We start from the raw sequence: 15,198 nt of genomic DNA on the forward strand, positions 1-15,198 counted from the left end.
ATGACGGGTAGGCGGCGGCGCCGCGGCGGCAAGGACGCCGCCCTGGGCCGCCGGTCCGGGGTACCGCCGAAGGTGGTCGCCCTGGGCGGCGGCCACGGCCTGTCCGCCTCCCTGGCCGCGCTGCGCCGGATCACCGGCGATCTGACCGCGGTGGTCACGGTCGCCGACGACGGCGGCTCCAGCGGGCGGCTGCGTGCCGAGATGGGCGTGCTGCCGCCGGGCGACCTGCGCAAGGCGCTGGCCGCGCTGTGCGGGGACGACGAGTGGGGGCAGACCTGGTCGCGGGTGCTGCAGCACCGCTTCGTCAGCGGCGGCGACCTGCACGGGCACGCGGTCGGCAACCTGCTGATCGTCGCGCTGTGGGAGCAGTTGAAGGACGAGGTCGCCGCCCTGGAGTGGGTCGGGCGGCTGCTGGGCGCGCACGGCCGGGTGCTGCCGATGTCGGCGGTGCCGCTGGAGTTGGAGGCCATCGTGCGCGGCCACGACCCGAAGCTGCCCGGCGAGGTCTCGACCGTACGCGGGCAGGCCACCGTCGCGTTGACGCCCGGTGAGGTGCAGGAGGTGCACCTGGTGCCGGCCGACCCGCCGGCGGTGCCCGAGGCCGTTCAGGCGGTCATGGACGCGGACTGGGTGGTGCTCGGCCCCGGTTCCTGGTTCTCCTCGGTCATCCCGCACCTGCTGGTACCGGAGTTGGCCGAGGCGGTGGCCCAGACCAGGGCCCGGCGGGTGCTCACACTCAACCTCGCGCCGCAGCCCGGAGAGACCGAAGGTTTTTCTCCGCAGCGTCACTTGGAGGTTTTGGGCCGACACGCCCCTAAACTCACCATCGACGTGGTTCTCGCCGACGAAGCCGCCGTACCCGACCGGGACAGCCTGGAACAGGCCGCCCAGCGGTTGGGCGCAACGGTCGAACTGGCCCGGGTCGCCGCCCCTGATGGGCCGCGGCACGACCCCGAGTCGTTGGCGGCCGCGTATGACCGGATTTTTCGTATGCGTGGAAGGATCGGCCCATGGCGATGACGGCAGCGGTGAAGGACGAGATCTCCCGGCTCCCCGTCACCCGGACCTGCTGCCGCAAGGCGGAGGTCTCGTCGATCCTGCGGTTCGCGGGCGGCCTGCACCTGGTGAGCGGGCGGATCGTGATCGAGGCGGAACTCGACACCGGGATCGCGGCGCGCAGGCTGCGCAAGGACATCCTGGAGATCTTCGGGCACGCGTCGGACCTGGTGGTGATGGCCCCGGGCGGGCTGCGCCGCGGCAGCCGGTACGTGGTGCGGGTGGTGGCCGGCGGTGACCAGCTGGCCCGGCAGACCGGCCTGGTCGACGGCCGCGGCCGCCCGATCCGGGGGCTGCCGCCGCAGGTGGTCTCCGGTGCGACCTGCGACGCGGAGGCGGCGTGGCGCGGCGCGTTCCTCGCGCACGGTTCGCTGACCGAGCCCGGGCGCTCCTCCTCGCTGGAGGTGACCTGCCCCGGGCCCGAGGCCGCCCTCGCGCTGGTCGGCGCCGCCCGCCGGCTCCAGATCCCGGCGAAGGCGCGGGAGGTGCGGAACGTGGACCGCGTGGTGGTGCGTGACGGCGACGCGATCGGCGCGCTGCTCACCCGGCTCGGGGCGCACGACTCCGTGCTCGCGTGGGAGGAGCGGCGGATGCGGCGCGAGGTCCGCGCGACCGCGAACCGGCTGGCCAACTTCGACGACGCCAACCTGCGGAGGTCCGCTCGCGCGGCGGTCGCGGCGGGGGCCCGGGTGCAGCGGGCGCTGGAGATCCTCGGGGATGACGTGCCCGAGCATCTCGCTGCCGCGGGGCGGTTGCGGATGGACCACAAGCAGGCGTCCCTGGAGGAGCTCGGGTCCCTCGCGGAGCCGCCGTTGACGAAGGATGCGGTGGCCGGGCGGATCCGGAGGTTGCTGGCGATGGCGGACAAGCGGGCGTCGGATCTGGGGATGCCCGGGACCGAGGCCAACCTCACCGAGGAAATGGTCGGCTGACGGCTCCCACGGTGCCCCCGTGCGGGGTGCCTTGCCGCTGAGGGTGCCCACTCCCCGTGTCGGGTTGCCCTGACGGGCAGAGGGTGCCCCTTCCCCGGGGCCGGGTTGCCCTGCGGACGGACGGTGCTTTGCAGGGGCGCGGGGAACTGCGCGAGCAACCGGCCACCGGCCGGTGGTCCGGGGACGTCGCCGCGGGGGCTGGGCCTGCGGGTCCCCGGCTGCGCCGCGCCGGCTGAGCGCGCAGTTCCCCGCGCCCCTGGTGGTTGCCGCTTCCCGCGGAGGTGCCCCCTCCCCGCACCCCTGAGGGGCACCCCCAGCCGCAAGGGCACCCGGCACAGGAAGGGCACCCCTCTGCCCGCCAGGGCAACCCGACACGGGAAGTGGGGCACCCCCCAGCCGCAAGGCACCCGGCACGGGAAGGGCACCCCCAGCCGTGAGGGCACCGCTCCGCCGGGAAGGGTGCCCGGGCACGGGGGGGGTGGGGGACACGGTAGGGTCGGTGTTGGTCGGGGACATCCCATATTTCGCAGCCGGAGAGGGACTCCGGCGACTGAGCGAGGAGATCGGTTCGTGACGATCCGGGTAGGCATCAACGGCTTCGGCCGCATCGGGCGTAACTTCTTCCGCGCCATCCTGGAACAGGGTGCGGACATCGAGATCGTGGCCGTCAACGACCTGGGTGACACCGCGACCACGGCACACCTGCTGAAGTACGACACCATCCTGGGGCGCCTCAAGGCCGAGGTCACCCACACCGCCGACACGATCACCGTGGACGGCCACAGCATCAAGGTGCTGGCCGAGCGCGACCCCGCCGCCATCAAGTGGGGCGAGCTGGGCGTCGACATCGTGATCGAGTCGACCGGCATCTTCACCAAGGCCGCCGACGCGGGCAAACACCTGGCCGGCGGCGCCAAGAAGGTCATCATCTCGGCGCCCGCCACCGACGAGGACATCACCATCGTCATGGGCGTCAACCAGGACGCGTACGACCCGGCGCAGCACAACATCATCTCCAACGCCTCCTGCACCACGAACTGCGTGGCGCCGCTGGCGAAGGTGCTGCTGGAGAACTTCGGCATCGTCAAGGGCCTGATGACGACGGTGCACGCGTACACCAACGACCAGCGCATCCTGGACTTCCCGCACAAGGACCTGCGTCGCGCCCGCGCCGCCGCGGAGAACATCATCCCGACCACCACGGGTGCCGCGAAGGCCACCGCGCTGGTCATCCCGGAGCTGGCCGGCAAGCTGGACGGCATGGCCATGCGCGTCCCGGTCCCGACCGGCTCGGTCACCGACCTGGTCGTCGACCTGGAGCGCGAGGTCACCAAGGACGAGGTCAACGCCGCCTTCCAGAAGGCGTCCGAGGGCCAGCTCAAGGGTCTGCTGGAGTACACCGAGGACCCGATCGTGTCCTCGGACATCGTCAACACCCCGGCGTCGTGCACCTTCGACTCGAAGCTGACCATGGTGCAGGGCAAGACCGTCAAGGTCATCGGCTGGTACGACAACGAGTGGGGCTACTCCAACCGCCTGGTGGACCTCGCGGTCTTCGTCGGCGGCCGGCTCTGAGGACGGCCGGAACCGCGGCCGCGTAGCCGTTTCCGTCAGCCACCGCACCGCGATGTGAGCGACAGGGCCCGGACGAGCGCGACGACGCGCTCGCCCGGGCCCTGTCGGCTTGCGCGGGGTGCCGGACCCTAGTCACAGGAGACCCGACACATGAAGACGATCGACGACCTGATCGCCGAGGGGCAGGTCGAGGGCAAGCGGGTGTTCGTCCGCGCCGACCTCAACGTGCCGCTGGACGGTACGACCATCACCGACGACGGCCGGATCCGCGCCGCCGTCCCGACCATCGCCAAGCTCGCCGACGCCGGCGCCACGGTGATCGTCGCCTCGCACCTCGGCCGCCCCAAGGGCGAGCCGGACCCCACGTTCTCCCTCGCGCCGGTGATGACCCGGCTGACCGAACTCCTCGACCGTCGGGTGCTGTTCGGCACCGACACGGTCGGCGAGCAGACCGAGAAGGCGCTGGCCGCCGCGCGCGGCGGCGACGTGGTCCTGCTGGAGAACCTGCGCTTCTTCCCCGGCGAGACGAGCAAGGACGACGCCGAGCGCGGCGCGTTCGCCGACCGGCTCGCCGCCCTCGCCGACGCCTACGTCGGCGACGGCTTCGGCGCGGTGCACCGCAAGCATGCCTCGGTGTACGACCTGCCGGCGCGGCTGCCGCACGCGGCCGGCGGGCTGATCGCCACCGAGGTCGGCGTGCTGAAGAAGCTCACCGAGGACGTCTCGCGCCCCTACGCGGTGGTGCTCGGCGGCTCGAAGGTCTCCGACAAGCTCGGCGTCATCGACCACCTGCTGGAGAAGGCCGACCGCATCCTCGTCGGCGGCGGCATGGTCTTCACCTTCCTCAAGGCCCAGGGCCACGAGGTCGGCAAGAGCCTGCTGCAGGAGGACCAGCTCCCGATCGTCACCGAGTACCTGGAGCGCGCCGCCGCCAAGGGCGTGGAGTTCGTACTGCCGGTCGACGTGGTCGGCGCGACGGAGTTCCCCGACCTGAGGACGAAGGCGCCCGCGCAGCCGGTCACCGCGCCCGTGGACGCCATCCCCGCCGACCTGATCGGCCTGGACATCGGCCCGGAGTCGCGCAAGCTGTTCGCCGCGAAGCTCGCAGACGCCGCCACCATCTTCTGGAACGGCCCGATGGGCGTCTTCGAGCACCCCGACTTCGCCGACGGCACCCGCGCCGTCGCGCAGGCCCTGTCCGACGGGTCCGCCTTCAGCGTGGTCGGCGGCGGCGACTCGGCGGCGGCCGTCCGCATCCTGGGATTCGACGAGGATGCTTTCGGCCATATCTCCACCGGCGGCGGCGCCAGCCTGGAGTACCTGGAGGGCAAGACGCTGCCCGGCCTTTCTGCTTTGGAGAACTGAACCGATGAGTGAGCAGAGCACCCGCACCCCGCTGATGGCGGGCAACTGGAAGATGAACCTCAACCACCTCGAGGCCATCGCGCACGTCCAGAAGCTCGCCTTCGGCCTCACCGACAAGGACCACGACGCGGTCGAGGTCGCCGTTCTGGTGCCCTTCACCGACCTGCGCTCCGTGCAGACCCTGGTGGACGGTGACCGGCTGCGGATCAAGTACGGCGCCCAGGACGTGTCGGCCTACGACCACGGTGCGTACACCGGCGAGATCTCCGGGCCGATGCTGTCCAAGCTGAAGTGCGACTACGTGGTGATCGGGCACTCCGAGCGCCGCCAGTACCACGGCGAGGACGAGGAGATCGTCAACGGCAAGGTGAAGGCCGCCTTCAAGCACGGCCTCACTCCGATCCTGTGCGTCGGCGAGGGCCTGGACGTCCGCAAGGCCGGCAACCAGGTCGCGCACACCCTCGCCCAGCTCGACGGGGCCCTCAAGGGCGTCGCGGCGGACCAGGCCGCGCGCATCGTGATCGCCTACGAGCCGGTGTGGGCGATCGGCACCGGCGAGGTCGCCACCCCCGAGGACGCGCAGGAGGTCTGCGGGGCGATCCGCGCCCGCCTCGCGGAGCTGTACGACCAGGGGCTCGCCGACGCCGTCCGCATCCAGTACGGCGGCTCGGTCAAGTCCGGCAACGTGGCCGCGATCATGGCCCAGCCGGACGTCGACGGCGCCCTGGTGGGCGGCGCCGCCCTGGATCCGGAGGAGTTCGTCAAGATCGTCCGGTTCCGGGACCAGTGACGGGACCAGTGACAGCACCGGTGAACTCGGGGGGCCGGTGAAGTACCCTGTCGGGGCCGGGGTGGTGTGGAAGCACCGACCCCGGCTCCGCGCCGTAACCATGTAGTGCCGTCATGTAGTCGAGAGAGTTGGTCCAGCCGTGGTCATCGGGTTCTCCATCGCCCTCATCATCTTCAGCCTGCTGCTCCTGCTGCTCGTGCTCATGCACAAGGGGAAGGGCGGCGGTCTCTCCGACATGTTCGGCGGCGGCATGCAGTCCACCGTCGGCGGTTCGTCGGTGGCCGAGCGCAACCTCGACCGGATCACGGTCGTGATCGGGCTGCTGTGGTTCGCGTGCATCGTCACCCTCGGCATCGTGATGAAGGTGAACAACTAGCGGGCGCGGCACCGGTCCCGGCGGACCACTCGCGGCGGCGCTGCGCGCGCCGCGTCCGACTACCGCCGATTGCGGGCGAATTGACGCCGTGTCGCGAAGACGACTTATCCACGACTTATGATGGAACCGCGTCTTGGGATACCGTGCCCTTTCCCGCCAGGCGCGGGGGCGAACCGGTCTCCGTCAAATGGGCGACCTCGCAGCACCATCACGCAGGGAGTTACGACCGTGGCAAGTGGCAACGCGATCCGTGGTAGTCGGGTCGGAGCGGGGCCGATGGGAGAGGCCGAGCGCGGCGAGTCCGCTCCGCGCCTGCGCATCTCCTTCTGGTGCTCCAACGGGCACGAGACCCAGCCGAGTTTCGCCAGCGACGCGCAGATCCCGGAGACCTGGGACTGCCCCCGCTGCGGCTTCCCGGCCGGGCAGGACGAGGAGAACCCGCCGGCACCGCCGCGCACCGAGCCGTACAAGACCCACCTGGCGTACGTACGCGAGCGCCGGTCGGCCGCCGACGGCGAGGCGATCCTCGCCGAGGCGCTGGCCAAGCTCCGGGGCGAGATCTAGTGCCGTGCCGGGCGCCGCGAATCGGAGAACCTTTCCGGTCCCGGCACTAGGTCCCGGCCGCACCGCCCGGGCCCCCAACCGCCGGGCAGGCTCAGGAAGCTGAGCCCGCCCGGCGGCTGGGGGCCTTTTTCGTCGTGTGCGAGGCCGCGATGTGCGCGGTGAGCGCGATCGAGGCCGTCGCCCGCTCGTAGGTGAGCTGCGCGACGCGGGCGTAGAGGCAGTCCACGATCAGCAGTACCGAGTGGCGGGTACCGAAGTTGCCGCGCCGGAAGCTGGTCTCGCCCGAGAACGACGTCAGCCGGACGTCCGCGGCCTGCGCGATGGGCGAGCGCGGGTCACCGGTGACCGCCACGGTCGTCGCGCCGCGCTCCGCGGCCCGGCGCAGGGGCTCCAGGACCTCGCGCGTCGCACCCGAGTGGGAGACTGCCACCACCGCGTCGGAAGGCGTCAGCAGGGCCGCTGAGGTCTCCGCGGCGTGCACCTCGGTCCAGGCGTGGGCGGCGCAGCCGATGCCGAAGAGCCGGGCCTGCGTCTCGTGGGCGACGATCCCCGAGCCGCCGACGCCGTAGACGTCGATCCTGCGGGCCCGCGCGAGGGCCTGCGCGGCGTGCTCCAGCGCCTCGCGGTCCAGGAGTTCGGCGGTGTGCCGCAGCGCCCGCAGATCGGCCTCCGCGACCACGCCGATCACCTGCTCCAGGTCGTCGTCCGGCCCGATCCTGGGGCCGAGCGCCGCGCTGCGCGGTGCGGCCTCGGCGCGGCCCTGCTCCTGTGCCAGCTCGATCAGCAGCTGCTGGTAGGACTCCAGCCCCAGCGCCCGGCAGAACCGCGTCACCGTCGCCTGCGAGGTCCCGGTACGGCGCCCCAGCTCTGCGGCGGATCCGTGGGTGGCCGTGACCGGGTCGGCGAGCACCAGCTCGCCCACCTTGCGCAGCGACCCGGACATCCGGGGGAGTTCGGTGCGGATCAGAGCGGTGATCATGACGACTCGTCCCGTCGGGGGTTGTGCGGTGGTGAATCCATCAACCACGATGCGTGTCGATGAGTGAAATCTACAGCCAACGGGCCGGGTTCGGCAGCGGCACGGGCGGCACGGGCGGCACGGGCGGCACCGGCGACGAGGGCGGCGGCCGGGACCGGCCGCCGCTGGTCCTGGGCATCGACGCGGGCGGGACCCGGAGCCGGGCGTGCCTGACGGCGGGCCGGCCCGGGGGCCGCGTGCTCGGGCGGGGCAGCGGCGGCCCCGGCAACGCGCTGAACGTCGGCCGGGCGGACCTGACCGACCACCTTGCGGCGGCGATCGGCGGGGCCGTCGCGCAGGCGGTCGCCGCCGACCCGGACGTACGCGACCGGGTCGGCGCGGCGTACGGGGGCTTCGCGGGCGCGGCTCCCGGCATCGGCCCCGAGCGCGGGCTCGAACTGGCGCTGTCCTGCCTCCGCGACGCGCTCGCCGTGCACGGCATCACCGGGGTGCCGGTCGGCGTAGGCGGCGACACCGACGTGGCCCTTCCAGCGGCGCCGGGCGCCCCCTCCGACGGCCTCGTGCTCATCGCCGGCACCGGCGCCATCGCCGCCCGCCTGGTCGAGGGCCGCCGCGCCGCCGTCTCGGACGGGCACGGCTGGCTGCTCGGCGACGAGGGCAGCGGGTTCTGGCTCGGCAACCGGGCGGCGCGGGCGGTCCTGGAGGCGCTGGACAGCCGCGGCCCCTGGACGGCGCTGGTGCCGCGGGTGATGGCGCACTATCTGGGGCCGACCGGGGCGGGCGCCGATGAGGGGAGCGGCGGGGAGGCGGAGGTCGCGGAGGGGCCGCAGGCCGGACCGGTTTTCGGGCCCGCGACGGACGCGGTGGTCCGGTTCCGGCTCGCGGAGACCCTCGTGACGCGGGCGTACGAGCAGGCGCCGTCCCGGCTGGCCGCGCTCAGCCCGCTGGTGGTGGAGGCGGCGCGGGAGGGCGACGCGGTGGCGCTGGGCCTGCTGGACGAGGCGGCCGGGCTGCTCGCCGACGCGGTGCGCTCGCTGGCCCCGCGCCCGGGCGAGCCCTTGGTGGCGACCGGCGGGCTGCTCGGACCGGGCGGGCCGCTGCTGGACCGGGTGACGGCGCGGATCAAGCGCTTCGGACTGCGGGTCTTCCCGGTCGCCGACGGGTCCACGGGCGCCGCCGCGCTCGCCTGCGGGCTGCTCGACCGGCGCGGCCCGCTGCCTCCCGGCGACCCGGTCGACCCGCCCGCCCTGCCGTGAACGCCGGAACGGCCGGCATCCACCGGGTCCGTCGCCCGGGCGTCTTGACGGGCCATGGTGGCTCAATGTTTCATCATTACGCTGGGCGGTTGGTTGATTCAACCGAACGCAATGCGGCGAGGATCAGCAGCGCCGTTCCGCACTTTTCGCACTTCTGGACTTCCGCAAAGGGGACCCGGGCATGGCCGAGGGACAGATCAGCGCCGCGACGTTCGCCGACGAGGGCCGCGCCGCGGTGGAGCGGGCGATCGGCGCGAACAAGGAGTCCGTGGCGGCCGCCGGCCGGCTCCTGGCCGACTGCGTGGCCGCCGACGGCGTCATCCACGGCTTCGGCACCGGGCACTCGCAGGCCACCGTCCTGGAGATCGTCGGCCGGGCCGGCGGCCTGATCCCCACCAACCGGATCGGCCTCACCGACCTGGTGCTGCGCGGCGGCGAGGACCGCTCGGTGCTCGCCGACCCGCTGCTGGAGCGCTCCCCGGGCCTGGCCCGCCGGCTGTACGACCTGGCCGAGCCGCGCCCGCAGGACGTGTTCGTGATCGTCTCCAACTCCGGCGTCAACAACTCCATCGTCGACATGGCGCTGCACGTCAAGGAGGCCGGCCACCACCTCATCGCGCTGACCTCGCTGACCCACACCCGCGCCGTGCCGGCCCTGCACCCCAGCGGCAAGCGGCTGGCCGACGTCGCCGACGCCGTGCTCGACAACTGCGCGCCGGCGGGCGACGCGTTGCTGCCGCTGCCGAACGGCGGCGCCCTGTGCGGCGTGTCCACCATCACCTCCGCGCTGCTGGTGCAGATGACCGTCGCCGAGGCCGTCGGCCTGCTGAACGCCGAGGGCCACGACGCGCCGGTCTACATCTCGGCGAACCTTCCCGGCGGGCACGAGCGCAACACTGTGCTGGAGGAGCGCTACGCGGGCCGTATCCACCGCGGCGGCTTCTGATCCGGCCCCATGGGATCCGGCCGGGCCCCGTCCGGTCCGGCCGGTCCGGGCAGTTGCCGGGGCGCCGTCCCCACCAGCGGCGGACGGCGTTTCGGCGCCGCTCCGGTGACGGTGCGACGGCTGGTACGCGGCGCGCCCGGGTGCCGGATCTCGTTCTGCCGCGCCATCAATTATTTTGGGTGTCGCAGCGAGGACGAGGAGAAGTGGACTGATGTCCGAACGAAACGCGCAGGGCACCCCCCGGCTCGACCAGCGCCCCGAGTGGCACGCGCTCGCCAAGCACCGCGAGGAGCTGTCCGGCACCCATCTGCGGGACCTTTTCGACCGCGACCCCGACCGGGGCAGCCGCTACACCCTCCAGGTCGGAGACCTCCACCTGGACTACTCCAAGCAGCTCGTCACCGACGAGACCCTGGACCTGCTGCGCGAACTCGCAACAGCCACCAAGGTGTTCGAGCTGCGGGACGCGATGTTCGGCGGCGAGCGGATCAACGTCACCGAGAACCGCGCGGTGCTGCACACCGCCCTGCGCGCCCCGCAGTCCGCGACGATCTCCGTCGACGGGCAGAACGTCGTACCCGGCGTGCACGCCGTGCTCTACAAGATGACGGTCTTCGCCGACCGGATCCGCTCGGGCGAGTGGACCGGCCACACCGGCAAGCGGATCAGGAACATCGTCAACATCGGTATCGGCGGCTCCGACCTGGGCCCCGCGATGGCCTACGAGGTGCTGCGCTCCTACGCCGACCGCGACCTGACCCTCCGCTTCGTGTCCAACGTGGACGGCGCCGACCTGCACGAGTCGGTGCGCGACCTGGACGCCGCGGAGACGCTGTTCATCATCGCCTCCAAGACCTTCACCACCATCGAGACGATCACCAACGCCACCTCCGCCCGGCAGTGGCTGCTGGGTGAACTCGGCGCCGGTGACGAGGCCGTGGCCAAGCACTTCGTCGCGCTGTCCACGAACGCGGAGAAGGTCGCCGAGTTCGGCATCGACACCACGAACATGTTCGAGTTCTGGGACTGGGTCGGCGGCCGCTACTCCTTCGACTCCGCGATCGGCCTGTCGCTGATGATCGCGATCGGAGCCGAGTCGTTCCGGAGCATGCTGGCCGGCTTCCACCTGGTCGACGAGCACTTCAGGACCGCGCCCCCGGAGCGGAACGTGCCGCTGCTGCTCGGCCTGCTCGGCGTCTGGTACGGCGGCTTCCACGACGCCCAGGCGCACGCGGTGCTGCCCTACAGCCACTACCTGAGCAGGTTCACCGCCTACCTCCAGCAACTCGACATGGAGTCCAACGGCAAGTCCGTGGACCGCGACGGCAACCCGGTGAGCTGGCAGACGGGCCCGGTGGTCTGGGGCACCCCCGGCACCAACGGGCAGCACGCCTACTACCAGTTGCTGCACCAGGGCACCAAGCTGGTGCCCGCCGACTTCATCGGCTTCGCGCGGCCGCTGGCCGAACTCGGCCCGCTCGCCGGGCAGCACGACCTGCTGATGGCGAACTTCTTCGCCCAGACGCAGGCGCTGGCCTTCGGCAAGACCCCGGACGAGGTCCGCGCCGAGGGGGTGCCCGAGGAGCTGGTGCCGCACAAGACGTTCCGCGGCAACCACCCCACCACCACCATCCTGGCCAACGAGCTGACCCCGTCGGTCCTCGGCCAGCTCATCGCGCTCTACGAGCACAAGGTGTTCGTGCAGGGCGCGGTGTGGAACATCGACTCCTTCGACCAGTGGGGCGTCGAGCTCGGCAAGGTGCTCGCGAAGCGCGTCGAGCCCGCGCTCACCGAGGGCGCCGACGTGCCGGGCCTGGACCCGTCCACGAAGGCACTCGTCGCGAAGTACCGCGAGCTGCGCGGCCGCTGAGCCCGCACACGCGGAGGAGCCCGGGATCGGATGATCCCGGGCTCCTCCGCGTCGAACCGACCGGACCGGCCGCGCCGCCTGCGCGGCCCGCACCGGTTCGGCCTACGGCGTCACGACGAGGCCGCCGGATACAGCTCCGGGGGGAGCTTGGACGCCGCGGGGCGGTCGAGCAGCCACAGGGTGCGGGCCCGGCCGTAGGCACCCGACGCGGGAGCCTGGACCTCGCCCGGCGCGGACAGAGCCAGCGCGACCGCGCCCGCCTTGTCCTCGCCCGCGGCGAGCAGCCACACCTCCCGGGCCGAGCGGATCGCCGGGAAGGTCAGCGAGATCCGGGTCGGCGGCGGCTTGGGCGAGCCGTGCACACCGATGACGGTGCGGACGGTCTCCCGGGTGCCGGGGTGCTCCGGGAAGAGCGAGGCCACATGCGTGTCCGGGCCGACGCCCAGCATGAGGACGTCGAAGGACGGCACCCGGGTGTGGTCCTCCGGCCCGGCCGCGGCGGCCAGGTCCGCCGCGTAGGCCGCCGCGGCGGCCTCCACGTCGGTCTCGTACGCGCCATCGGACGGCGCCATCGGGTGCACCCGGGCCGGGTCGACCGGCACCGAGTCCAGCAGTGCCTCCCGGGCTTGGGTGTAGTTGCGCTCCGGGTCCCCCTCGGGGAGGAACCGCTCGTCGCCCCACCACAGGTCCAGCCGCGCCCAGTCCACGGCGTCACGCGCCGGGGACTCGGCGAGCGCGGCCAGCAGCCCGTTGCCGTTCCGCCCGCCGGTGAGCACCAGGGAGGCCGATCCGCGGGCGGCCTGGGCGTCCACGACCTTCGTGATCAGCCGGGCCGCGGCGGCCCGCGCCATCAGCTCCTTGTCCCGGTGGACGACCACCTGTGGCGTACTCACTTCTCCGCCGCCGCCTTGCCGGAACCGGAGTTCGACGCCGCCTTCTTGGCCGGAGCCGCCTTCGACGCGCCCTCGGCGGGCTCGCCCGCCTTGCCGCTCTTCGCGACCGAGCCGCTGGAACCGTCGGAGTTCAGCAGGTGCTTCAGGCCGAACTTCACGGTGGCGCGGTATATGTCGTCCGGGTCGAGCCGGCGCAGCTCCTCGGCGATCAGCTCCGAGGTCTCCCGCCGCTTGAGCGCCACATGGCGGTCGGGCTGCCCCGGCACCGCCAGCTCGGCCAGCCCGCCCTCGGGCCGGTCCAGGCAGATGTCTCCCTCGGAGGTGAACAGCCGCACCGCGGTCAGCCCGGGACCGCTGGAGACCTTGCGCTCCACCGGAACGCCGAGCCGGTCCGACAGCCACAGCGCCAGCAGTTCGGCGCTCGGGTTGTACGCCTCGCCCTCCACCGCGGCACGCTCGATCTTGTGGTGCTTCTGGTCGAGCGCGGCGGCCAGCATGGAACGCCACGGGGTGATCCGGGTCCAGGCCAGGTCGGTGTCACCGGGCGCGTACGTCTTCGCACGCAGCACGATCGACCCCACCGGGTCCTCGGCGGCCGCGGAGTCGGTGATCCGGCGCGCCGCCAGCCGGCCCAGCGGGTCCTCCGCTGCGTGCTCCGGGGCCTTGTCCGGCCACCAGCACACCGCGGGGGCGTCCGGCAGCAGCAGCGGCAGGACCACCGACTCGGCGTGGTTGGCCAGCTCGCCGTGCATGCGCAGCACCACGGTCTCGCCGGTGCCGGCCTCGTCGCCCACCACGACCTCGGCGTCGAGCCGGGCCATCGCCCGGTCCCGCGGCGAGCGCCCGGGCCGCTTGATGACGACCAGTATCCGCGACGGGTGTTCCTTCGACGCCTCGTGGGCGGCCTTCAGCGCGTCGTACGCACTGCCCTCGTCGGTGACGATCACCAGGGTCAGCACCATGCCGACCGCCGGGGTGCCGATCGCACGCCGGGCCTCGATCAGCCCGGCGTTGATCTTCGAGGACGTGGTGTCCGTCAGATCGATCCTCATGGCCTGCGCCAGCTCCTGCCGTCTTGTGCGAGCATCTCGTCCGCCTCGGTCGGGCCCCAGGTGCCGGACGCGTACTGTGCCGGCTTGCCGTGCTTGTCCCAGTACTGCTCGACCGGGTCGAGGATGGTCCAGGACAGCTCCACCTCCTGGTGCCGCGGGAAGAGGTTCGCGTCACCGAGCAGCACGTCCAGGATGAGCCGTTCGTACGCCTCGGGGCTGGACTCGGTGAACGACTCGCCGTACGCGAAGTCCATCGTGACGTCGCGTACCTCGGTGGAGGTGCCGGGCACCTTCGAACCGAACCGCACGGTCACGCCCTCGTCCGGCTGCACCCGGATGACCAGCGCGTTCTCGCCGAGCTCCTCGGTGGCGCCGGACTCGAACGGCAGGTACGGGGCCCGCTTGAAGACCACCGCGATCTCGGTGACGCGGCGGCCGAGCCGCTTGCCGGTGCGCAGGTAGAACGGCACGCCCGCCCAGCGCCGGTTGTTGATCTCCAGCTTCACCGCGGCGAAGGTGTCGGTCTTGGACTTGGGGTCGATGCCGTCCTCCTCCAGGTACCCGAGCACCTCCTCCCCGCCCTGCCAGGCGTGCGCGTACTGGCCGCGCACCGTGTACTTGCCCAGGTCGTCCGGGAGCACGACGGCACCGAGCACCTTGAGCTTCTCCGCGGTCAGCGCCTTCGGGTGGAAGGAGCCGGGCTCCTCCATCGCGGTGAGCGCCAGCAGCTGGAGCAGGTGGTTCTGGATGACGTCGCGCGCGGCGCCGATGCCGTCGTAGTACCCGGCGCGGCCGCCGATGCCGATGTCCTCGGCCATGGTGATCTGCACGTGGTCGACGTACGACCGGTTCCAGATCGGCTCGTACATCGTGTTGGCGAAGCGGAGCGCCAGGATGTTCTGGACGGTCTCCTTGCCCAGGTAGTGGTCGATCCGGAAGACCTCGTTGGGCGGGAAGACGTCGTGCACGATCGAGTTGAGGTCCTGCGCGCTGGCCAGGTCGTGGCCGAACGGCTTCTCGATCACCGCGCGCCGCCACGACTCGCCGGTGCCCTGCGACAGGCCGTGCTTCTTGAGCTGCTGCACCACGTCGGGGAAGAACTTCGGCGGCACGGACAGGTAGAAGGCGAAGTTGCCGCCGGTACCGCGCGCCTTGTCGAGGTCCTCGATGGTGGACTTGAGCTGCTCGAACGCCTTGTCGTCGTCGAAGTTGCCCTGCACGAAGCGGCAGCCCTCGGCGAGCTGCTGCCAGACCTCCTCGCGGAAGGGGGTGCGGGCGTGCTCCTTGACCGCGTCGTGCACTTCCTGGGCGAAGTCCTCGTTCTCCCACTGGCGGCGGGCGAAGCCGACCAGCGCGAAGCCCGGGGGCAGCAGGCCGCGGTTGGCGAGGTCGTAGACCGCCGGCATCAGCTTCTTGCGCGACAGGTCACCGGTGACCCCGAAGATCACCAGCCCGGACGGCCCCGCGATGCGCGGCAGCCGCCGGTCGAGCGGGTCGCGCAGCGGATTGTCGTGCACCGTCTGGTTCTCGTCGTCGGTTGCCAC

Annotated in this window: 14 protein-coding genes; 10 read left to right on the plus strand and 4 right to left on the minus strand. The window is 72.2% G+C overall.

The features are described 5' to 3' along the window. The 7 genes from C4U44_RS03200 to C4U44_RS03230 all read left to right on the plus strand — a co-directional run bounded on the left by C4U44_RS03200 (position 1) and on the right by C4U44_RS03230 (position 6,658). Positions 1–1,020 (plus strand): gluconeogenesis factor YvcK family protein, encoded by a 1,020-nt coding sequence (locus C4U44_RS03200; protein WP_103884184.1) that lies wholly within the window; start codon positions 1–3, stop codon positions 1,018–1,020. Continuing rightward, positions 1,011–1,988 carry a DNA-binding protein WhiA gene (gene whiA, locus C4U44_RS03205; RefSeq protein WP_103884000.1) on the plus strand — a complete coding sequence of 326 codons (978 nt, stop codon included), beginning with the start codon at positions 1,011–1,013 and terminating at the stop codon, positions 1,986–1,988. Before C4U44_RS03200 ends, whiA begins: the two co-directional genes overlap by 10 nt. A 570-nt stretch (positions 1,989–2,558) precedes the next feature. After that, positions 2,559–3,563 (plus strand): type I glyceraldehyde-3-phosphate dehydrogenase, encoded by a 1,005-nt coding sequence (gene gap, locus C4U44_RS03210; protein WP_103884001.1) that lies wholly within the window; start codon positions 2,559–2,561, stop codon positions 3,561–3,563. A 150-nt stretch (positions 3,564–3,713) separates the two neighbouring features. Continuing rightward, positions 3,714–4,928: a phosphoglycerate kinase gene (locus tag C4U44_RS03215; RefSeq protein WP_103884002.1), complete on the plus strand. Its 1,215-nt coding sequence runs from the start codon at positions 3,714–3,716 to the stop codon at positions 4,926–4,928. Positions 4,929–4,932: 4 nt separating this feature from the next. Continuing rightward, on the plus strand, positions 4,933–5,718 hold the full coding sequence (tpiA, locus tag C4U44_RS03220) for a triose-phosphate isomerase (RefSeq protein ID WP_103884003.1): 786 nt from the start codon (positions 4,933–4,935) through the stop codon (positions 5,716–5,718). Positions 5,719–5,863: 145 nt separating this feature from the next. Further along, positions 5,864–6,094, plus strand: a complete 231-nt coding sequence (gene secG, locus C4U44_RS03225; RefSeq protein WP_200823134.1) for a preprotein translocase subunit SecG — start codon at positions 5,864–5,866, stop codon at positions 6,092–6,094. A gap of 228 nt (positions 6,095–6,322) precedes the next feature. Next, entirely contained in the window at positions 6,323–6,658 is a 336-nt protein-coding gene (locus C4U44_RS03230; protein WP_073497103.1) for an RNA polymerase-binding protein RbpA, read from the plus strand. Positions 6,659–6,749: 91 nt separating this feature from the next. Here the strand turns inward: C4U44_RS03230 and C4U44_RS03235 are convergent, their stop codons facing one another. Then, complete coding sequence (locus C4U44_RS03235) at positions 6,750–7,637, minus strand: MurR/RpiR family transcriptional regulator (RefSeq protein WP_103884005.1); 888 nt, start codon at positions 7,635–7,637, stop codon at positions 6,750–6,752. Between the two features lie 59 nt (positions 7,638–7,696). Between C4U44_RS03235 and C4U44_RS03240 the strand changes: the two genes are divergently transcribed. From C4U44_RS03240 to pgi, 3 genes are all read left to right on the plus strand, one after another. Then, a complete protein-coding gene (locus C4U44_RS03240) occupies positions 7,697–8,893 on the plus strand; it encodes an N-acetylglucosamine kinase (protein WP_103884006.1) in 1,197 nt (398 codons plus the stop codon). Between the two features lie 181 nt (positions 8,894–9,074). Continuing rightward, positions 9,075–9,839, plus strand: coding sequence for a sugar isomerase domain-containing protein (locus C4U44_RS03245; RefSeq protein ID WP_103884007.1), 765 nt, complete (start codon positions 9,075–9,077; stop codon positions 9,837–9,839). Between the two features lie 211 nt (positions 9,840–10,050). Beyond that, positions 10,051–11,709, plus strand: coding sequence for a glucose-6-phosphate isomerase (gene pgi / locus C4U44_RS03250; protein WP_103884008.1), 1,659 nt, complete (start codon positions 10,051–10,053; stop codon positions 11,707–11,709). A gap of 110 nt (positions 11,710–11,819) precedes the next feature. Here the strand turns inward: pgi and pgl are convergent, their stop codons facing one another. From pgl to zwf, 3 genes are read right to left on the minus strand one after another with little or no spacing between them, the layout of a single operon-like run. Then, entirely contained in the window at positions 11,820–12,560 is a 741-nt protein-coding gene (gene pgl / locus C4U44_RS03255) for a 6-phosphogluconolactonase (protein WP_235031793.1), read from the minus strand. Between the two features lie 38 nt (positions 12,561–12,598). Beyond that, the gene (gene opcA, locus C4U44_RS03260; protein WP_103884010.1) at positions 12,599–13,654 is read right to left on the minus strand and encodes a glucose-6-phosphate dehydrogenase assembly protein OpcA; all 1,056 of its coding nucleotides are present in this window, start codon (positions 13,652–13,654) and stop codon (positions 12,599–12,601) included. After that, positions 13,651–15,198, minus strand: coding sequence for a glucose-6-phosphate dehydrogenase (gene zwf / locus C4U44_RS03265; RefSeq protein WP_235031756.1), 1,548 nt, complete (start codon positions 15,196–15,198; stop codon positions 13,651–13,653). Before zwf ends, opcA begins: the two co-directional genes overlap by 4 nt.

The sequence above is a fragment of the Actinacidiphila yanglinensis genome (assembly GCF_900107965.1).
Lineage (GTDB): Bacteria > Actinomycetota > Actinomycetes > Streptomycetales > Streptomycetaceae > Actinacidiphila > Actinacidiphila yanglinensis.